This is a genomic window from Photobacterium sanguinicancri (genome assembly GCF_002265265.1).
In the GTDB taxonomy this organism is placed as follows: Bacteria; Pseudomonadota; Gammaproteobacteria; order Enterobacterales; family Vibrionaceae; genus Photobacterium; species Photobacterium sanguinicancri.
This window is the reverse complement of sequence record NZ_NOIF01000028.1, coordinates 16,404-37,406: the sequence shown is the minus strand read 5'-3', so window position 1 is coordinate 37,406 and position 21,003 is coordinate 16,404. Positions and strand designations below refer to the sequence as shown.

Here is a 21,003-nt window from a genome sequence, read left to right as displayed (position 1 = left end):
AATCAGCCATATCATCAAAATCAGCAAAATCAGCAAAATCAGCAAAATCAGCAAAATCAGCAAAATCAGCAAAATCAGCAAAATGCTAATCAAAACCAACACGAGCAAGCAAATCAATCATCAAAAAATTCTACATCGCCACCTTCGCCACAACCCAATAAGGCTAAGGATCAGCAAGATGATAAAAACGATGATCAGCAAACGGCTCGCCGCCAAGAAAGCAAAAGCGATCAAAGCAAACAGCAACCAACAAGTGCAGATAAGCAAGAGCAAGCCAAAAAAGCACAAGCATCGATCAACAAGGAAAATGGCGAGAAGGGAGATAAAAACAACGCACTCTCAGCCAGTAACCCTATTTTGAAGAAGCTAGAACAAATTCCTGATGACACCGGTGGTTTGATCCGCGCTCAAATTATTTTGCAGGCCCGCCAAAAAGAGGCACCTGAAGCAACTGAGAACTCATGGTAAGTAGAATGAAAAATAGAATTCAATCGCAACATCAGGTTGCGTCTTTCTCATGGATACTGTCACGCCTTCGTCACGTTATGGCATGGTTAGCCCTGAGTGCGTGCGCTTTAATCCCTGTTATGGCTCAGGCCGCACAAGTTGAAGCAACGGTGTCGAAAAACATTGTCGCTGTGAATGAAGTATTCCAACTTACGATTGCTATCGACAGTAACGTTAACCCAAATTCATTGGATCTATCCGCATTAGGAGAGAACTTCACGTATGGACGACCGAGTGTAAGCAGTAACAATGCATACAGTAACGGTACGCTCTCAAGCAGCACTCAGTGGCGTATTGCCATAGCAGCTAAAGCTGTTGGCACAGCGACGATTCCAAGCTTTCGTATTGGCGCAACAACTAGCGAGCCGATCTCGATTAAGGTACTCAAGTCAGCAAATGTAGCCACCAGTTCCGAACCTAATATTAAACTGAGCAGTTCACTCGACAAACAAACCTTATATGTCGGTGAAAGCGCGCGACTTACGGTGAGAATATTAATTGCCGAGCAACTGGATCAAGCTGCACTGGTTGCACCTGAAGCAAAAGGTATTGATATTGTTCAGCAAGGTGAAGATAAACAAGCTGAGCGTCTTTTGAATGGCCGCCGTTATATTGAGATCACCCGTCAGTATCAACTTACCCCTTTCGAGAGCGGAGACATCGTTCTAAAAGGTGCACAATTTAAAACCAGCGTGGTGAAAGGGAGTCGCGGCTTTGGCTCAACACTTAGCGTACCGTTCGACAAGAAAACAGATGATATAACGCTAACCGTTAAACCCAAACCAAGTAACTTCCAAGGGTTATGGTTGCCAACTGCCGATCTACAACTGGATCAAACATGGAACCCCAGTTCTACCACTGCTCGCGTTGGCGATCCGATCACACGTACATTAACGTTAAGAATCAAAGATGTTGCTCAAAGTAGCATGCCAAACCTGAATATTGATTACCCAAGTTCTGTTCGTGTTTACAGCGAAAAGCCCGTGTATGGCCAACAGAATGGCTATACCAGTATGATGATTAAGCAAGTCATTATCCCTCGTGAAGTTGGTGAACTTCGCTTACCACCTCTTACGATTAACTGGTGGAATACCAGCAGTAATCAGCAACAAACAACTCACGTTGACGGCTTAACATTAGATGTAAAAGAAGGTGACCTCAGCAATAATGTTCAACTACCGATCTTAAATGAACCCGCCTCCCAACCTACAGCAAATACGGCAAACGCCGTTGAAGTACAGATGGTGAAAGATGCTGGTTTTTGGCCGTGGTTAACCGCAATTGTAACCTCGCTATGGTTGCTAACGACCGGTTTTTGGTTAAAAGAACGTCACAAAAAACGTCCACAGCTATCATCACAGCAGCAAGCGCAACAAGCACCGCATTCGGCACCATCAACTAACGGTCAAGTGCTATCGCATCTACTGGCTGCCGTTCAAGCCAATCAGCCGATACAGGTACAATCTTACTATCAACAGTGGCAACACTGTGACTATCAAGCGGATTATATCGAACGTGTCGCGGCCGAGGTGAATACGATGATGGAAGCCCACTACAGTGCACGTTCGCACACTTGGGATAATCAGGCATTGCTCGCTTTATTAGGCCAAGCAAATAAACATTTACTTCAATCTGTCGCTCAAGAGGCCTTAGCTCCTCTTACGCCTTCACAAAGTAAGAAGAATCCATCTTCAGCTAAAGGGCAGTAAGCATAAGTAATCGCTAGTTCAGTTTATTGACCGTGCTTATTACAGCACGGTCAATGAACAAAGCTAAACACAACGTTGCTACACATATTAAGTTGCTAGGTATATTAAGTGGCTTTGCATCTTAAGGTACTAGGCATAGTAAGTGGCTATGAATACGTTTGAGTAATCGATTGGCCCCTAAAATAATCCACCGTCATGCTAGGAAATTCACTTACATTTAGTTACAAACAACCTAAAAAACCATCATCGGCACATGTAAAAAAGCGCCCCCAACTACCCATATTTAACAATTAACAACAACACGACACCCCGCAAATTACCCGCAACCCCTTGCCAGTGTGGCGTATACCCTGTTCTCAATAATCAAAGATAAATATAGGTTAATCGCGTGTTAAATAGTGGTTTCTAAAAAGATGACTAGTAATCAGTCTTAGATCCTGTTAAAAATTGTTTCGGAAGCAAGATAAAACGCTTCGTCAAATATAAAAATGCAGGATGTATTATGAACCAAACACAACCTTTTCTCGCCCGAGTCGCCAACGGTAGTCTAGTTATTCAGATCATCATTGGTATTGTTGCCGGTATTCTACTCGCAACTATCAGCCCAGATTCAGCCGCTAAAGCCAGTTTCTTAGGTAATCTTTTTGTTAGCGCTTTGAAAGCTGTCGCGCCCATTCTTGTCTTTATTCTGGTTGCATCATCAATTGCCAATCAGAAAAAAGGTGCACACACCAATATGAAGCCGATTATCGTGCTGTATTTATTGGGCACCTTTATGGCTGCTGTAACCGCTGTCGCAATGAGCTTCCTTTTCCCAACCACTTTGACGCTTGTCGCCGATAGTACTAATGCAACACCGCCAGAAGGCATTGCAGAAGTTATTAACACCTTACTTTTTAAGGTCGTTGATAATCCAATCAATGCACTAATGACAGGTAACTTCATTGGTATTCTGGCTTGGGCTATTGCATTGGGCTTTGCACTTCACAAAGCAAGTGATGCAACGAAGCAAGTCTTCCAAGACATGTCTGACGGCGTAACCTTGATCGTACGTTTCGTTATCCGTCTAGCGCCTATTGGTATTTTTGGTCTAGTCGCTAACACGTTCGCAGCAACAGGTTTTTCAGCATTGGCGAGCTACGCGCATCTTCTTGGCGTGCTACTTGGTTCAATGGCAATCATTGCGTTTGTTGTGAACCCAATTATTGTGTTTGTAAAAACCAAGCAAAACCCTTACCCGCTTGTACTTCGCTGTGTCCGTGAAAGTGGTATTACGGCCTTCTTTACCCGTAGTTCTGCTGCGAATATTCCAGTGAACATGCAATTGTGTAAAGACTTAGACTTGCATGAAGACACGTACTCAGTGTCTATTCCGCTAGGTGCAACCATCAATATGGGTGGTGCTGCAATTACTATCACCGTACTTACCCTTGCCGCAGTTCATACACTGGGCGTAGAAGTGGATATTGCAACAGCGCTATTACTTAGCCTTGTTGCCGCAGTGTCTGCTTGTGGTGCCTCTGGTGTTGCAGGTGGTTCACTACTATTGATCCCACTGGCCTCTAGCCTATTTGGTATTCCAAATGAAATTGCGATGCAGGTTGTTGCGGTTGGTTTCATCATTGGTGTTATTCAAGATTCAGCGGAAACAGCACTAAACAGCTCAACAGACGTTATCTTCACTGCCGCGGCATGCCGTGCAGCAGAAGCAAAAGAAGCTTCGGCACAGACCGTTTCATAAGACTTCAACGTCTATCCGTAAGTACGCACTCACGTGCTGACAGACAGAAAAAACAAAAGCGGCAACCGATAAGGTTGCCGCTTTTTTTAATGTCTATTATCAACCCGTAATACTCGGATTAATCATGCTGTAAAACGCTACTTACTTAGTCAGATCTTTCAGCTGTGAAGATAGCTCATCAGCTTTATCTGATAATTCACTCGCTTTATCAGCCGCTTGATCTTTGGCATCTTCATACATGTCTTGAACTTCTTCCATTTGGCGAGAGTTAGTCACATCTTCGATTTCATCTTTGTATGTAACGCCAAGGTAAACACCTAAACCCACAAGGGCAATGATAATATATTTAAGCATAATGCTATCTCTTTCGTTATCTATATCATTAATTATACATAGCTAATCGAGTAACAAAAGTAAATTACAGCATGTTTGCGTGCGGTGAAGTACATCCGAATATAATACGAAGAAGTAGAGAGATCATTGAAAGGAAAAAACGAATGAGCCCACAAGATTGTAGTGCCCATTTCGTTATTAGTTAGCCCGTTGTTAGTTCACTTTATGAAAGATAACTAAGGTGAGCCTGTGACAGTTTTGGGGGAAACTCAGGTGTTATTATTATAGGTCGTGCTAATTATTGTTTTGCAAAAATGGTGCAAGATTTTCGAATAATATATCTATTTCTTGTTTCGTATTGTAATGCATCATGCCAATACGGATCACGCCACCCTGTTGAAGTAAACCAAGCTGCTCAATTAAGCCAAGGGCATAAAAGTGTCCGTTCCACACGCACATATTATCCTTTGCTAAATGCCCAGCAACATCCGCAGGGGCCACACCCTCGATACATATCGCAAAAGTAGGTGTGCGTTCTTGTACGCGTTCAACATCTTTGATGCCATATAACACAAGATTACTGAACGCTGCCGACTTATTAATAAAGTAACGGCTTAGTGCTTGCTCGTGGCTTTGATATTGCGCGAAGCTCGATATTAACTGCGCTCGCAGTGAGTTCTCGTCATTACCCCATTGCGCTAAATAATGCACTGCCGCGATAAAACCCGCCAATGCTTCAAAGCTTTGCGTTCCCGTTTCAAAGCGACCAGGGCCTTCATTCGTTGCAGGCTCAACTTTATACGGTGTAATGGTTTGAAGCCATTTAGGCGCAATATAAGCAACACCCAAATGTGGGCCAAAGAACTTATAAGCTGAACACGCTAAAAAGTCGCACCCTAGCGCTTGTACATCCACCAAGTTGTGCGGCACATAATGCACAGCATCCACATACACTTTTGCTCCCACACTATGGGCTGCGTCTGTTACGCGCTTAACATCAACCAAAGACCCCGTCGTATTTGATGCGTACGTCACCGCAACTAACTGGGTTTTATCATTGATTAACGACGCTAAATGATCGTAATCGAGCGTACAGTCCTCAGGGTTTACCCGTACCTGATGCACAATCACGCCTTTGTCTTCTGCAGCTTGCTGCCAACTCGACACGTTAGAATAGTGATCAAGTGCTGTTACGATGATCTCATCACCTGCTTTCCAATCTCGGCTGATTGCTCGACTTAATTGAAATGTCAGTGATGTCATATTGGCACCAAATACAATATTGTCGGCAGACTCAGCCCCAAGTAGCGCTTGTGCCGCTAAGCGTGCATCGCTCATAAGTGACGTTGTCACCACACTAGAAAAGAAAGCACCACCTAAATTAGAGTTATAACGCCCTAAGTAAGCTGTCATAGTATCCAGCACAGATTGAGGCACCTGCGAACCGCCGGGACCATCAAAAAAATATACAGGCTTCCCATTCACTTTTTGCGTAAGCGCTGGAAACAATCGTCGTACCGCTTCTGGAGAAAAACTCATACCCCAGCCCCTTTTGCAGTAAGCACAAACACATCCATATAACCTTGGTGGTCTTTCTTCACCGCTTTAATTGGGCGCGCGTTATGCCATAGTTGGTTATCAGCCAAGATAGCCACTTCACCCTGCTGTAATGCCATACTCAAAAACGGTTGAGCATTTTTTTCACGGTACACCAAGAAATCACCGCCTTCGATATTATGGCGATCGATACCAATCACTGCGATATGCTGAAAGCCATCTTGATGAACCCCTTCAGGAGCAACCTGTGTTTCATCTTCACTCGTCGCGATGCGCATTTGGTGAATTTCAATTTCATGTTCTGCGCTAAGATGATTGGCATCGCGAAAGACACGGCACATTTCAAACATGCCTTGGCTGTTGATGACGGCATCTTCTATCACTTCAAACGATCGGCTGACATTACCTTGAAACGTATTAATGTCGTCAGACTGAACAAACTCACGAGCAGCTAGGTGAACAATGCCTGTATCACGCACTTTCACTATCGAGTAGCGGCGAAGACGGTATTGCCCATCGGCATGCTTGGTCTTCGGCAAATCGTGAAATGATGATGAAAGATCATTTACGGCTTTACCACTGAGTTGAGTCAATTGAAGTGTACGTTCCAATGTCGCTTTCATTATTAGCTCCTAACGTTCATACAATGCTTATTCTTTCAGTGTTTTCTAATACAGCTAACACCTCAGTTAATTAACATTCGCGCTACATTTAGGATTCATTATTTTTCCGCTCTTGCCAAGTGATATAGGTCTGTTATTTCACTTTTAGACTAAAATTCACAATAAAAGACTAAGATAAAAGATCAAATCAGACCAATAAACTGCATTTTAAGTTTCATGGCAGATAAATGCAGCGTTGTTAGCTACAGCAACAATTAAGGTACTGATTAGTCATTGTTTTAAGACTATCCCGCGAATCAAATCACTAAGCACGAGCAAGTGCTGCGATACAAACTCTTATGCTTATATGTTTTATATTGGACAGAAAACAGAAATGTATCAGCAATATTTACTAAGCTATTGGAAGCGAGCTCAATCTGGCGTAAGTCAATCAGTAGCAAATTTAGAGGTGGCGATTAACCCAAAATTATTTACGCGAGATAAAAATATCCCCCGTTTAACAAGCAATGGTCAGACTTTATTGCCTATCGCAAAGTCTGTTTAAGCTAACAGCTATATTTCGACCAAAAGATCGAATTACTCGATAACGCCACAAGAATACATAATGCTCTATAACGCATAATGGCGACACTTTAGTGTGGTATATTTCACTCACTAAGAGGCGAAGGATACAGCCGTAGGCAAGGACATGGATAGGAGCCGTTATGCAAAAACTACATAAACGCGTGGAGCGCTACGTTCTTTTTAGCGAAGTGGCCAAATTATTAAGCTTCGCCAAAGCGGCAGACAGTTTAACGATTTCTCGCAGCTTTCTTTCAAGCCAAATCAAGCAACTAGAAAAAGAATTAGGGACCAGTTTGCTGATCCGCTCAACGCGGCAAGTACGCCTCACACCTGCAGGCTTTAAGGTACTGGAGAAGATGCAGGAGATTAACGGCGCTATAATCAGCATGGAGCGCGAGTTAGATCAGAGTAAAAGCGAGATAAGCGGATTACTTAGGATCACGGCGCCAGAAATGTTTAGCCAATCCCACTTGACTGAGATCTGCCATCGCTTCAAACAAAAACATCAGAATATCGAGTTTGAAATTGATGTTAGCCATAACCTACATGACCTTACTCAAAGCCCTTTTGATCTAGCGATTCGATCAACAGAAACACCACCCGAAAATATGGTGGCTAAAAAACTGACGAGTTATCAGCATATTTGCTGTGCTTCACCTGAATACTTAGAAAAGTTTACGCATCCTGAGCAACCACTCGACCTCATGGATCACCATTGTTTATCCACCCCTCAGATCAGAACTTGGCCCTTTTATGATGGTCAAACTCGGGTAGACGTGGATATACAAGGCCCGTTTTCCGCGAATAACCAATTTTTATTGTTGCATGCCGCCATGCAGGGGCAAGGCATCATCAAGGCGCCAGATTATTTGGTTCAGCCCGCGCTAAAATCGGGAGAATTGGTGCAAGTATTGGAAAACTATTTTATTTGCAAAAACGACATGTTCCTTATCTATCCGCAGGTACTCCGTCGCAGCGCCAGCTTATCGGCTTTTATTGATTTTATGCAGCAGTGGTTTAGCGCCGATCCCGTCAAGCGTTAGCTGACGATCCTCATTTAATTACAAAATTATCTTCTTTTGCTAAATAAGCAAAGGGATCAGTGTGCTCGCCGTTCAGTGAACGAGAGCTTCTATACATTAAATAATGCAGTTAGGTTTATGGTTATTTATAAAAAAATATTTACTCTCGCGGTTCCCATCGCATTGCATAGCATGCTGTTTTCTTGTTTAGGTTTTATTGATACCTATATGTTGGCCCAATTAGGTGGCGACACAGTTGCAGCGGCAGGCATCGGGGCGAAAACCTTGTGGTTTGTGCTCAACCTAATTGTTGGTGTCGGTGGCGGTACGGCCATTTTTTGTGCCCAATATTGGGGTGCAAAAGACCTGACTGAACTTAACAAAACGATCCATATCGGGCTTTTTTATAGCATCTTAACGGCGGCTGCTTTAGTCCCTGTGCTCTACTTATTTGCTCCCTTTATTGCCGGTTTAATGACTAACGACGCGGCGATTATTGAATTGGCCACTGGATACTTAAAGATCACGGCCCTGACCGTATTGGTGAGTGCATTTTCTGTGATTTGGAGTGCAGGCATGCGGGCATTGCAAAAGCCTAAAATGGTGTTGTATCTGTTTGTGGTTGAGTTGGTATTAAATGTCACTTTTAACTACCTACTGATCTTTGGTTTATGGGGGCTGCCTGCGCTTGGTTTAATAGGAGCGGCTTGGGGAACGCTGGCTGCTCGTTTGCTTTCGACCCTGTTGTTTTTCTTCTATATCTATAATAAGCAGCCTTATTTGATGCTCTCAGTCAAAGTATGCAAGCAATCCCTGCATTGGCCTAAACATGCAACGTTTTTAAAAATCAGTTTACCCATTATTGCTGGGGAGTTTATTTGGAGTGGCGGCGTATTTTTATACCATACAATTTACGGCAACATTAGCACGACAGCACTGGCGGCTATCTCTATTTTATCGCCTATAGAGGTGATGGCTTCCGCATTAAGTTGGGGCTGTGCAGCGGCAGTCGGTATTTTAATTGGTGAAAAAATAGGATCGGCTCAGCAAAAAGAACTGAACCATTACGTCACCGCTGGATTTATTTCTGCCATTTCTGTCGGGCTAATTTTAGTGGGATTACTGTGGTTGAGTCGACATTATGTGTTGGGGTTATTTAACGCGATAGAAGCCGATGTACAAGCTATGCTGTATACCTTGTTCCCTTTTATCTTAGCCAGTATTTTTTTACGCTCTATTACGATGACAGCCATGTCTGGTATTTTAAAAAGCGGGGGCGATACGCAATTTACCATGAAGCTCGATTTCTGTGCACAATGGTTGGGAGCCGTTCCCCTTTCACTGCTCTTTGCTTTCTGGTTTCGCTGGCCTGTCGAGATTGTTATTTGCGCGGTATTACTGGAAGAAGGTTTGAAACTTATTCCTATCCTATACCGAATTAAAAGCGGCGCCTGGGTGAAAGAACTGGCTAAAAGCCCAAGCAGAGAAAGTAGCAACTGCGCTATATAGATAATAAAAAACCTCGCAGTAGCGAGGTTATATTGAAGTGGCTAAATTAACTATGCCACTTCACTTCCTTCAGGTGGAGGAGTTACCTGTATAGAACCATATCATTACGTATTATTCCCGTGCTCGTTAGAGAACATTCGCATCAAACGCCTTTCGAGGTATAAATCGGCCATTCCCTGCTTGTCCCGTAAATTCTCGATTACGTGCAACAACCTCTCCACGGCTGATTGTCATTACTGGCCAACCTTGGGTTGGGATATTCTCAAACGGGGTGTAATCGGCGTTGTCGTGCAATAAATCGTGAGTGATCGTGACATTCTGTTCTGGGTCAAACAGTACAAAATCAGCATCCGACCCCACCTGTAATGCCCCTTTTTGAGGGTAAAGGCCAAACAGTTTGGCTGGAAGATAACTGGTTAATTCAACAAAGCGGCTCGGACTAAAACGCCCTTTCATCACACCTTCCGAAAACATCAGTGGCATTCGGGTTTCAACACCAGGCATACCATTTGGACATGCGCTAAAGTTGTCTTTGCCGCGTTGTTTTTGCTCATGGTAGGTGAATGAACAATGATCGGTCGCTATGGTATCAATACTCCCATCCACTAGCCCTGCCCACAATTTTTCTCGCTCAGCGGCAGGCCGTAATGGCGGACTCAGAATGTATTTCAGAGCATCTTCTTTTTCATAGCAGCTATCATCAAGGATCAGATATTGCGGGCAGGTTTCAACCCATACTGGTTGGTGGTTGTTGCGCGCAAGACGCGCATAATCCAAGCCCAATCCATTAGAAAGGTGAACAATATACAACGGAGCATCACCCGCTAACTTGGCTAGATTGATCATTCGCGCGATAGCTTCTGCTTCACATTCAAGCGGGCGGCTTATCGCATGGTATTTAGGTTGGGTTTTACCTTGCTCAAGCAACTGTGCTCGCCGCAAGGCAATCGCAGCATCATTCTCTGGATGAACAGTGGCCAACGCTCCCACTTGTTTAAGCTGCATGAGTGCCTTTAATACCTCGGCATCATCGAGCTTATAGCCATAGGTAAGATATAGCTTAAAGCTGGATATCCCCTCCTCTTCAACCATAGATGCCATTTCACCGAGAATGTCGTCGTTAACGTGCTGAATAACGCCATGAAAGCTGTAGTCAATTGCTGCCGTATCCTTGGCATACGCTTGGTATACATTGAGCTGATGATGGAGACTGCACCCTTTGGGGCCAAATCCCATATGATCAATGACCATAGTGGTACCACCACAAGCGGCTGAACGAGTACCAGAAAGAAAGTCATCACAACTGCGAGCGATACCGACATCGATATTGAAGTGGGTATGGACATCAATACCGCCAGGCATCACATATAACCCCGTAGCTTCAATAATTTCACACGACTTAGGAATGGTATGAATTTCTGGGGCTATTTCAGCGATTTTACCGTCAATGATAAGAATATCGGCTTTTTGTTCTTGTCTATGATCAACCACTATCCCTTGGCGAAGCAGCATTGTCCTTGGCTGAAATTGACGAAAACTGTCCGATTGGGGTTTTGATGTTTTTTCCGAAGCCGCTGAAAACATATTATCTTCCTTCGATTTACTCTTTGTCGCGGTCAATTAAAGTAGTGGTCAATTAAAATAGTGGTCAACTAAAATAGTGGTCAACTAAAATTGGCCTTACAGCAAACTCAATTAAGGATTGGTTCACATTACTCTTTCTTTTGCCCGTTAAAACATTGACTCACATTAATGGACAAAAGAAACAGAAAGCATCCGCGTTACAGACAAGAAATCCATCCTGAGTGAGATGTTGCCAACGTCCCCAGGATGGAAAGGAGGAATAAGCAGAGCTTGATATCCTCCTTCTGTCGTTACAAAAACTATTTTTTAAGTTCACTCAAGTACATCTGAGGGATAACAGCGTACATCGCTGCACAAGTGACTAAGTGATCTTTCCACGTTTTCTCGTTTGGCGCGTGAGCTTCAGGCTCTTTACCAGGGCCAAAACCGATAACAGGAATACCATAGCGACCCATGATAGAAACGCCATTAGTAGAGAAGGTCCACTTATCAACGGTTGGTTTTTTGTCGAACAGTAACTCGTAAGAAGCTTCTAGTGTCTTAGTCGCAACATGCTCTTCATCAATAACCCAAGCTGGGAAATAACATTCTGTCGGATAAACTAAACCAGTGTAGGCTGGGCGGTCATAGTCGTACATAGAGACTTTACCACCAAACTTTTTAACAGAGTCCAGCTCTTCGATTTCTTTGATCGCGCCTTCCCATGTTTCGCCCCAAGTCAAACGACGGTCAATAGAAATTGCACAACTATCTGCAACCGCACAGCGGCTTGGTGAGGTGTAGAACACTTCAGATACGGTCAATGTACCTTTCCCTAGGAATGGGTCATCGCCAAGATTTGAAGAGAGTTTCTCGATGTCGTTGAGCATATGGCCCATCTTAAAGATGGCGTTGTCACCACGTTCTGGTGCAGAGCCGTGACAGCTCACACCTGCAACATCAACTCGGATTTCCATACGGCCACGCTGGCCACGATAAATCTGACAATCTGTTGGTTCGGTTGATACCACAAATTCAGGGCGGATATTGCTTTCTTGAATGATGTACTGCCAGCAAAGACCGTCACAGTCTTCTTCTTGAACCGTACCTGTCACAAGCAAGGTATATTCGTCTTCCAAGCCAAGATCTTTGATTATCTTACCGGCGTAAACCATCGACGCCATACCACCTTCTTGATCCGATGCACCACGGCCACCGATCACTTCGTCATCTTCCATACCTTCATATGGGTCGAAGTTCCAGTTATTCATGTTACCGATACCCACGGTATCGATATGTGCATCCATAGCAATGAGATGAGGACCATGACCAATCCAACCTAGTACGTTACCCATTGGGTCGATTTCAACCTTGTCAAAGCCGACTTTTTCCATCTCTTCTTTAATGCGTAAAACGACTTTTTCTTCGTTACAACTTTCACTTGGAATCGCAATCATGTCACGAAGGAAGCGAGTCATATCCGCTTTGTATTCTTGGGCTTTGTCCAGTACTTGAGTGAATGGAATATTCATTATAATTCTCCTTGAACCGAGCGGTGGTCATCACACTCGGTATGATCGATTTTCACGGCATCCTGCCTTTTTGATGACGCTGACACGACGCTAAATTTGAAATTTGGGTGTATTAATTTTTTAATCATTCAGTGACGCTAGTTAGTGTCAGAGCAAAGAGAAAGCGCGAGGATAATAAACATCAATAAACGCTTTCATACCGCTATTAACTAACTAGCAAAACTCAAATCGTTTGATGCTTACCGCCCCATACCACTTCACGATAATGGACAGGGTCGGTATCGCCTTCGGTATTAATTAGGAGCACCACAGAATCTTTATTGAGGCCTAGCTTTGCCATCAATTGTTCTTTTTCTGGGTGAAAATGCACAGCGGCAAGCAAACCAGCCCCTACGGCACCAGACTCACCAGAAACAATCCTTGGGTCGCTACCTTGTGGGTTGCCGAGAACTCGCATACCGAGTGCCGCAACACTGTCTTGGCAAGAAACAAACTGGGTAGAACAATCACGAAGTACTGGCCAACCAATAGGATTCGGCTCACCGCAGGCCAAGCCAACCATGATGGTTTCAAGATCACCATTAACATTGACCATTTCACCCTTCTCACTGATACCTGAACGGTAGATACAGTCAGCGTTATCTGGCTCGATAACTACAGAGTGCAAGTTATCAGGACCATACTGGTCACAAAGGTAGCCAAGCACACCACCAGCCATCGCACCAACACCGGCTTGAAGGAAAACATGCGTCGGACGTTCAACAGCCATGGCTGTCATTTGATCAACAGCTTCTGCCGCCATGGTGGTGTAACCTTGCATGATCCAAGTAGGAATTTCGGTATACCCTTCCCATGCTGTGTCTTGCACCACTTTCCAGCCGTTTTCATTCGCTGTTTTAATGGCAAGGCGAACGGTATCGTCATAATTCATGTCGGTGACAATACATTCAGCACCCAAGGCTCTGATATTATTCACTCGCTCATCTGCTGCGCCTTTTGGCATGTACACGACGGCATTCTGACCGAGCTTATTGGCTGCCCACGCAACACCACGACCATGGTTACCATCGGTTGCCGTTGCGAAAGTCATTTTTTCTGTAATATCGTTTTTTAGTTTAGCGAAATCAAAAGCATTGATATCGAGCTTGAACTCATCACACAGCAGACGGGCAATAGCATAAGCCCCTCCTAGCATTTTGAATGCACTCAAATCGAAGCGGTAGGCTTCATCTTTGACTAAGATTTTTTCTACACCAATTACATTAGCTAGGTAGTCAAGGGAATGTAATGGTGTGGGTTGATATCCTTCCACCGCTTGGTGGAATGCACGGGCTTTTTCCGCCTCGATGGCGGTGAATAGTGGAGAAAGCTGACCGTTATAGTGGCGGTTATCGGCGATCTCCATTTTTAGAGTGAACGTAGACACGACCATACCTCATAAAAATAAGAGAAAGAAAAGGCGGGGGTTATTCAATAGCCTAGATTCAAGAACCTAGATTCAATAAGCTATATTCAATAACCTATGGGGTTCCCCCCGCGAGTAGACTTACATAAAACAAATAGTTTGATTAGGTGTTTCCCTGCCCAGCGAACACCTGAAAAGTATCGTTAGGCAGGTGAAGGTTCGTTATCCGACTGCGTTATTTAACACGCTTCTTCGCATCATCCAGTAGCTCTTGTAGGATGAGTCCAGGCTCTTGGTATTTACGGTTCATGATCATTGCCGCAATCACATATGGCTTCCAGCTGGCTTCCTTATAAGTTTCAATACGGTACTTCTCAAATACCGACTCTGCCACTTCGCCTGCTTCACAAGACACACCAGTAATATCTGCAGGTAAGCAGTGCATGTACAATGCTTCACCCGCTTTGGTTAGCTTCATCATTTCTTCAGTACAGTGCCAATCTTTATGGTTGGCATTCTGCGCCAAACATTCTTGTTCCAGTGCTTTCAAGCCATCATGATCGTTAGCGCGTAACAACTCAGTACGACGCCCCATCACTTGGTAAGGCGCCCAAGATTTTGGATACACGATGTCAGCATCTTTGAATGCTTCTTCCATGCTGGCAACTTGCGTGAAACTACCGCCAGATGCTTCTGCATTCTTACGTGCTTCTTCAACCACTTCAGGTATAAGGTCATAACCTTCAGGATGCGCTAGCGTCACGTCCATCCCAAAGCGGGTCATCAGACCGATAATGCCCTGAGGTACAGACAATGGTTTACCGTAGCTAGGTGAATAAGCCCATGTCATCGCAATTTTCTTGCCTCTCAACTCTTCTAAGCTACCGAAGTGTTCTTCCAACCATGCCAAATCAGCCATAGACTGGGTTGGGTGGTCGATATCGCACTGTAGGTTAACAAGTGCAGGACGATGAGGTAACACACCTTCTTTGACGCCATCATCTAATGCAGCACCAACCTCACGCATGTAGGCATTCCCTGCCCCTAAGTACATATCATCACGAATGCCGATAGCATCAGCACAGAAAGAAATCATATTGGCGGTTTCACGAACGGTTTCACCATGGGCGATTTGAGATTTACCTTCATCCAAATCCTGTTGAGCAAGCCCTAGCATGTTGATCGCTGATGCATATGAGAAACGGGTACGCGTTGAGTTATCGCGGAAGAGAGAAATGCCAAGACCATTGTTAAACACGTTAGTTGAAATATTTTCCTGACGCATAGCTTTTAGTGCTTGGGCTGTTTTCAGAACACGCTCAAGCTCTTCCGGTGTTTGCTCCCACGTCAATAAAAAGTCTTTGTCGTGTAATTCAGATTTTAGCTCATTAATTTCCTTGATTAGTTCATTGATGCTCTTCATATTTTCCTTCCCGGTTTTAATTGTTATGCGTCCCTGACAATACTTCTCATCACAGGGCTGTCGCTTAATAGATAGTGACCCTAGAATATTCAATAATAAAATACGGTTATTAAATGTAGATAATTCAGAACTTGACTAAGTAACAATCAACAATTGTGCCAATATTAAATTCTACGAAGATTATTTATAAATAACCTTTCCCTCCCCATAGATACTGGGACGTGAGAGGCATTAAGTGCTCTGATATAAAAAAGGGAAGTTAAATAGCATAAAAACTATCAAAGATGTATCAGCTCTTTACGCCAAAATGATAGTGATAAGAGCGATGGAATATCATTTTGATATTTAAAGATGATCTTGGTAACAAAAGCATTCCATTTTGGTCTTTTCAATTAGAAAAACCGGACAAATATCCAAACAGTCTATTTTTTTTTCATTTATGCTAATTTTATCATTAAAGGAATAGTTTGAATAATATGCAGAATGCTACCTCTCATTCAGAATTAATGCAGTTGCAACCAACAATCCTTCGGTTCACCCAAATGTTGTCGGCCGTGTTAAAAATTGATGCCGAAGTTGTCGATGCCGATTTGGTTAGAATTGCAGGCACAGGTCCCTACAGTAAGTTTTTTGGCAAAAAGCTAAATACAAGCTCAAGAATCTTCAGGTATATCATTGAAACAAATGAAGAAAAGGTTGTAGTTAAATCGAGAACAGATCCTTTGTGTGAAGGGTGTAACAACAAAAGTTCTTGTCGTGAAATGGCCTTCCTTGGTGTACCAATCATGATCGAAGATCGATGTTTAGGCGTGATCAGTCTTGTCGCATTCACTGAAGATTCACGAGAAAGAATCAAGGATAATGTCCAGCTTTTCTCAGACTACGTTAAACACATAGCGCAAATAGTTGTCTCCAAAGTTGTCGAAAAGAATAGTAAAAATAAAGGTCTTGACGAGGTGTTTACTCATCTTATTGAAAACATGGACCAAGGCGTATTAGTGCTCGATGAAAACAACCGAGTAAAATACGGTAACCAGCCAGCACTTAATAACTTAAATATAAAGCAGGACGCTTTATATGACCTTGAAATTAAAATTCGATCGTTGTCACTTCACAATAATGAAATAAAAAGCCATCAACAACATATTATTTCACAAGGTGAATGGCAAAAATTAATTGTTGGGCAGTTTTATAACACACAGGGACAGCAATTATTTTTGATGGCTTACCATCAACCCAATAGCGATTTTATGATTCAAGATCATGGCTCCCTACTCAGTACTGTCATTGGTGAATCAACCAAGATGCGCCAACTCAAAAAGATGATTACTCGCGTTGCCAGCAGCCCTTCGAGCGTTCTGATTAATGGTGAAAGCGGTACAGGTAAAGAGGTCATTGCAAATGCAGTACATAACCTCAGTGATCGAAGCCAATCACCATTTATTGCCATCAACTGTGCCGCGATTCCTGAGCCCTTGCTAGAAAGTGAATTGTTTGGTTATGTTAAAGGAGCATTTACTGGCGCCTCGAATAAGGGCAAAAACGGCTTGATCCAAGCCGCTAACAAAGGAACCCTCTTTCTTGATGAAATTGGCGACATGCCAATGACTCTACAGGCGAAGCTACTACGTGTACTGGAAGAGCGAAAAGTAATGCCAATAGGCTCAAATAATGCTGTTCCGGTGGATATCAGGATTATTTCCGCTACCAATCATAATTTCCAAGAAATGATTGCGACTAATAAATTCCGAGAGGATTTGTATTACCGCCTTAACGTGATCCCTTTTCAACTGCCACCGTTAAGGGAACGAGAAGGTGATATAGCATTGCTGACTAACTACTTTCTTGAGTATCACACCCAAAAAATCGGCGTGGTCTACCCAGGAATAAGTGCAGAAGCGATGCGTCGCCTTAATGTCTATCATTGGCCGGGAAATGTACGAGAGCTCAGCAATTTAATTGAATATCTTGTCAACATCGTACCTGAAGGTGACCAAATCGACATTGACTTGCTTCCTCCACATTTTGAGCAAGCACCAGAAGTTGCATGCCCTGAGGAAGCCTATAACGATGATTACTCGATGAGCTTAGAAGATATGGAAAGGAACCGTATTGAGGAAGCGATATATCGTCTTGGTAACCGCAAAATGGTAGCCGAAGAGCTAGGGATTGGTATTGCAACCTTGTATCGTAAAATCAAAAAATACGAGCTCAATAACCATAGAACCTCTTGATTCAATGGCTGGTGACACACCATAGCCAGTCACCATAAGCCACTTAGCATAGCCACTCACTATGGATACCAACAATGAGTAAGGTATCAGGTAAGATTACTGTTCACCAAGGGGGGGCCTTGGATTAGATCACGATATAAAAGCTGGGGGGTAGATCTCATCAGCTTTTATAAGCTCCTTCAGTTGCTGCCTACTTTTACTATGGCAGCAACTAAAGGGAGCATAGTCAAAACTAAATTGCCCAACCTCCTGCGTAGAAGGCGACCAACACAATGGCAATGATGACGGTTCCGACATTCAAGCGTTTCGCCTCACCAGAAACTACTCGACCAATCACCAAAGAACCAAAGCCAAGCATAATACCAGTAACGATATTACCTGTTAGTACAATAAATACTGCGCACATAAGGCCAGATAGCGCATCGACTGAGTCAGCCATATCCAACTTGCTTACGTTGCTCATCATTAGCAGACCAACGTACATCAAAGCTGGCGCCGTAGCGTAAGCTGGGACCAAATAACTCAGTGGCGACAAGAACAGTAGTAATACAAACAGGCCACCAACAACCGTTGCAGTCAGGCCAGTTTTACCACCAGCGGCAGTACCTGCTGCTGATTCGATATACACAGCTGCAGGTGCTCCACCAACAAAGCCAGCAAAAATACTACTAACGGAATCTGAAGTTAGTGCTTTACCACCATCAATGATTTGACCGTCTTTATCCAATAGTTTCGCCTGACCAGCAACGGCACGGATAGTACCAGTTGCATCAAAAATAGCCGTCATCACCAATGCCAACACACTTGGGATCACAACGGGATTCAATGCCCCCATAATATCCATGGTACCCAATAACGACTCACCTTCCCCACCAAACGATGGCATCGCAAACAGGCCTTGGTAAGTCACGTTAGGATCGAATATCAGGCCGAAGATAGAAATAGCAACAATCACCAGCAGAATACCACCGGGAACTTGACGCTTCTCAAGACCGAAAATTGCGGCTAGACCAACAATCGACATCAAGACAGGTAACGAAGTGAACTCACCCAATGCGACAGGTAGGCCTGCATGAGGGTTTTGCACCACCAAACCAACACCATTAGCCGCAATCAGTAGCAAAAACAAACCAATCCCGATACCCGTTCCGTGCGCAATTCCTGAAGGCAAGTTAGTCAATATCCATTGGCGCACACCCGTGACGGTAATAGCTGTGAACACTACCCCCATTAAGAACACGGCACCTAGTGCTACGGGAATACTGATCCCCTGCCCTAACACCAAACTAAATGCGGTAAACGCGGTAAGGGAGATCGCACAACCAATAGCCATCGGCAAGTTTGCCCAAAGCCCCATTAGCAGTGAACCAAACGCAGCAACTAGACAAGTAGCAATAAACACCGCCCCTTGGTTAAATCCAGCTGCACCCAGCATACTCGGCACTACAATGACCGAATACACCATTGCCAGAAATGTCGTCAAACCAGCGACCACTTCTTGTTTTACGCTACTACCGCGTTGGGAAATTTTAAAATATCCATCCAACCCGCCTTTACGAGATGTGTCTTCTTCTACAACTGTGGATTCATGATGAATCGAACTATTCTCAGACATGATGTAATTCCTTGTAAAATTGAGTGTCCGGCTCGCTGCCTGAACACCTCGATAAACGTTGAGCTTCCTCTCAACCCGCCCCGTTGCAATCGATTGCTTTCTTGGGGCTGTGACTTGTCCGTAACGCTATAAATGTTGCTGTCTTTTATCGACACAACCCCAGTTAACAGAACCCATCAATCCCCATAAGGAATATCCCTAGAGCAAATAACCGAGGCTGAGCAAGGTAAATTGGCGGCGATTATACGCTTCACTCACCCTGCATTGTCAAAAAATCATTTTTCACCGAAACCGTTTGCGTGAAATTTAACCTCTCTCGTACACTAATCGACCATCGACATAGGTTCGATAGATGCTTCGGTCGTCGCCTAACGTCATCAACATGAACAATTTATCAGACAAGTTACGCGAGCTGTCATAGCGAAGCTGCTGTAATGGTGTCGAACAAGGATCGATAATGACGAAATCAGCCTCTTTACCCACCTCGAAGTTACCAATTAAGTGATCCAAAGAGAGTGAGTTTGCTCCCCCTAGAGTGGCTAAATAAAATGCTTCGAACGCCGAAAGTCGATGCTGTTGCAACTGCATAATCTTGTAAGCTTCGTTCAGCGTTTGCAGCATATTAAAGGTTGTCCCCGCACCGATATCGGTCCCCATTCCGACTTTTACCTTACGCTTCCAAGCTTCCTGTAACTTGAACAAACCGCTACCAAGGTACAAGTTTGATGTTGGGCAGAAGGCGACAGCTGAATCTGTTTTGTGCAAACAATCCCACTCTTCATCTTCGAGGTGGACACAATGCGCAAACACACTCTTTGAACCAGTAAGGCCATGATGGTGATAAACATCTAGATAACCGTCTTGCTCAGGAAAAAGCTCCTTCACCCAAGCAATCTCATTTTGATTCTCACACAAATGTGTGTGCACATAGGTGTCTGGATATTCCTCTTTGAGTCGGCCAGCAATAGCTAACTGCTCTGGTGATGACGTTGGTGCGAAACGTGGTGTAATGGCATAAAGCAAACGGCCACGTTTATGCCAACGCTCTATTAATTCTTTGGTTTGGTTGTAACCTATCTCTGGCGTATCTAACAAATATTCAGGCGCATTGCGGTCCATCATCACCTTTCCGGCGATCATCCGCATATTGATCTTCTCTGCCTCTTCAAACAGTGCATCAACCGATTCAGGGTGAACCGTGCCAAACACCAAGGCAGTTGTCGTTCCGTTTCGTAATAGTTGTTTGATAAAGAAGGTCGACATTTCTCGCGAGTAGTCTTTATCTTTATAGCGAGCTTCCGTCGGGAAGGTGTAGTTATTCAGCCATTCCAATAGCTGTTCGCCATAGGCGCCAACCATTTCGGCTTGAGGATAGTGGATATGGGTATCGACAAAACCTGGCATGACAATCTTGCCAGGGTAGCTTCGAATACGAACAGTCGATGGGATTTTATCTTTACCTTCAGACCATTCGCCAACCCACTCGATACGCCCGTTGTCGACTAACATCAAACCATCTTCAATAAAGCGAACGTTCTGCTCTATATCTTCCGGTTTGTCGACAACTCTAGCGATATCCATGATAGACGCTCTAATTGCTTTAATAGATTGGGTATATTCCATAATTACCTCTTATCTTTCTGTGCTGGTCAGTGGTAGGGCACCG

The 21,003-nt window shown here is 43.9% G+C and carries 14 protein-coding genes and 2 pseudogenes; 7 read left to right on the top strand and 9 right to left on the bottom strand.

The window, feature by feature from the left end:
* The 3 genes and pseudogenes from ASV53_RS25415 to sstT form a co-directional block, all read left to right on the top strand.
* Nucleotides 1-468, top strand: a pseudogene (locus tag ASV53_RS25415) (hypothetical protein); the annotation flags it as partial.
* Nucleotides 469-473: 5 nt separating this feature from the next.
* Nucleotides 474-2,216, top strand: coding sequence for a BatD family protein (locus ASV53_RS06780; protein ID WP_189337840.1), 1,743 nt, complete (start codon nucleotides 474-476; stop codon nucleotides 2,214-2,216).
* Nucleotides 2,217-2,718: 502 nt separating this feature from the next.
* Nucleotides 2,719-3,957: a serine/threonine transporter SstT gene (gene sstT / locus ASV53_RS06775; protein WP_094956546.1), complete on the top strand. Its 1,239-nt coding sequence runs from the start codon at nucleotides 2,719-2,721 to the stop codon at nucleotides 3,955-3,957.
* Between the two features lie 141 nt (nucleotides 3,958-4,098).
* On the opposite strand, the gene ASV53_RS06770 is transcribed toward sstT, so the two are convergent.
* The 3 genes from ASV53_RS06770 to ASV53_RS06760 form a co-directional block, all read right to left on the bottom strand.
* Nucleotides 4,099-4,311, bottom strand: a complete 213-nt coding sequence (locus ASV53_RS06770; protein WP_094956545.1) for a hypothetical protein — start codon at nucleotides 4,309-4,311, stop codon at nucleotides 4,099-4,101.
* Between the two features lie 273 nt (nucleotides 4,312-4,584).
* Nucleotides 4,585-5,829, bottom strand: coding sequence for a cysteine desulfurase-like protein (locus ASV53_RS06765; protein WP_094956544.1), 1,245 nt, complete (start codon nucleotides 5,827-5,829; stop codon nucleotides 4,585-4,587).
* Nucleotides 5,826-6,470 (bottom strand): 2OG-Fe dioxygenase family protein, encoded by a 645-nt coding sequence (locus tag ASV53_RS06760; protein WP_094956543.1) that lies wholly within the window; start codon nucleotides 6,468-6,470, stop codon nucleotides 5,826-5,828. Before ASV53_RS06760 ends, ASV53_RS06765 begins: the two co-directional genes overlap by 4 nt.
* Before the next feature lie 403 nt (nucleotides 6,471-6,873).
* Here ASV53_RS06760 and ASV53_RS25980 point away from each other — a divergent pair.
* The 3 genes and pseudogenes from ASV53_RS25980 to ASV53_RS06745 all read left to right on the top strand — a co-directional run.
* A pseudogene (locus tag ASV53_RS25980) lies at nucleotides 6,874-7,011 on the top strand (LysR family transcriptional regulator); the annotation flags it as partial.
* Between the two features lie 163 nt (nucleotides 7,012-7,174).
* A complete protein-coding gene (locus tag ASV53_RS06750) occupies nucleotides 7,175-8,077 on the top strand; it encodes a LysR family transcriptional regulator (RefSeq protein WP_094956542.1) in 903 nt (300 codons plus the stop codon).
* A gap of 117 nt (nucleotides 8,078-8,194) precedes the next feature.
* Nucleotides 8,195-9,565, top strand: coding sequence for an MATE family efflux transporter (locus ASV53_RS06745; protein ID WP_094956541.1), 1,371 nt, complete (start codon nucleotides 8,195-8,197; stop codon nucleotides 9,563-9,565).
* A gap of 126 nt (nucleotides 9,566-9,691) precedes the next feature.
* Here the strand turns inward: ASV53_RS06745 and hydA are convergent, their stop codons facing one another.
* The 4 genes from hydA to ygeW form a co-directional block, all read right to left on the bottom strand.
* Nucleotides 9,692-11,149 (bottom strand): dihydropyrimidinase, encoded by a 1,458-nt coding sequence (gene hydA / locus ASV53_RS06740; protein WP_275657087.1) that lies wholly within the window; start codon nucleotides 11,147-11,149, stop codon nucleotides 9,692-9,694.
* A 299-nt stretch (nucleotides 11,150-11,448) separates the two neighbouring features.
* A complete protein-coding gene (locus ASV53_RS06735; protein WP_062691489.1) occupies nucleotides 11,449-12,660 on the bottom strand; it encodes a YgeY family selenium metabolism-linked hydrolase in 1,212 nt (403 codons plus the stop codon).
* Nucleotides 12,661-12,883: 223 nt separating this feature from the next.
* Nucleotides 12,884-14,092, bottom strand: coding sequence for a diaminopropionate ammonia-lyase (dpaL, locus tag ASV53_RS06730; protein ID WP_239928742.1), 1,209 nt, complete (start codon nucleotides 14,090-14,092; stop codon nucleotides 12,884-12,886).
* A gap of 208 nt (nucleotides 14,093-14,300) precedes the next feature.
* Nucleotides 14,301-15,488, bottom strand: coding sequence for a knotted carbamoyltransferase YgeW (gene ygeW / locus ASV53_RS06725; protein ID WP_062691492.1), 1,188 nt, complete (start codon nucleotides 15,486-15,488; stop codon nucleotides 14,301-14,303).
* A 476-nt stretch (nucleotides 15,489-15,964) separates the two neighbouring features.
* On the opposite strand from ygeW, the gene ASV53_RS06720 reads away from it, so the two are divergent.
* Nucleotides 15,965-17,722 carry a sigma 54-interacting transcriptional regulator gene (locus ASV53_RS06720; protein ID WP_205049183.1) on the top strand — a complete coding sequence of 586 codons (1,758 nt, stop codon included), beginning with the start codon at nucleotides 15,965-15,967 and terminating at the stop codon, nucleotides 17,720-17,722.
* A 232-nt stretch (nucleotides 17,723-17,954) separates the two neighbouring features.
* Here the strand turns inward: ASV53_RS06720 and ASV53_RS06715 are convergent, their stop codons facing one another.
* Both ASV53_RS06715 and guaD read right to left on the bottom strand, forming a co-directional pair.
* On the bottom strand, nucleotides 17,955-19,337 hold the full coding sequence (locus ASV53_RS06715) for an NCS2 family permease (RefSeq protein WP_189337839.1): 1,383 nt from the start codon (nucleotides 19,335-19,337) through the stop codon (nucleotides 17,955-17,957).
* Between the two features lie 306 nt (nucleotides 19,338-19,643).
* Entirely contained in the window at nucleotides 19,644-20,960 is a 1,317-nt protein-coding gene (guaD, locus tag ASV53_RS06710; RefSeq protein WP_094956538.1) for a guanine deaminase, read from the bottom strand.
* Nucleotides 20,961-21,003 lie beyond the last annotated feature (43 nt).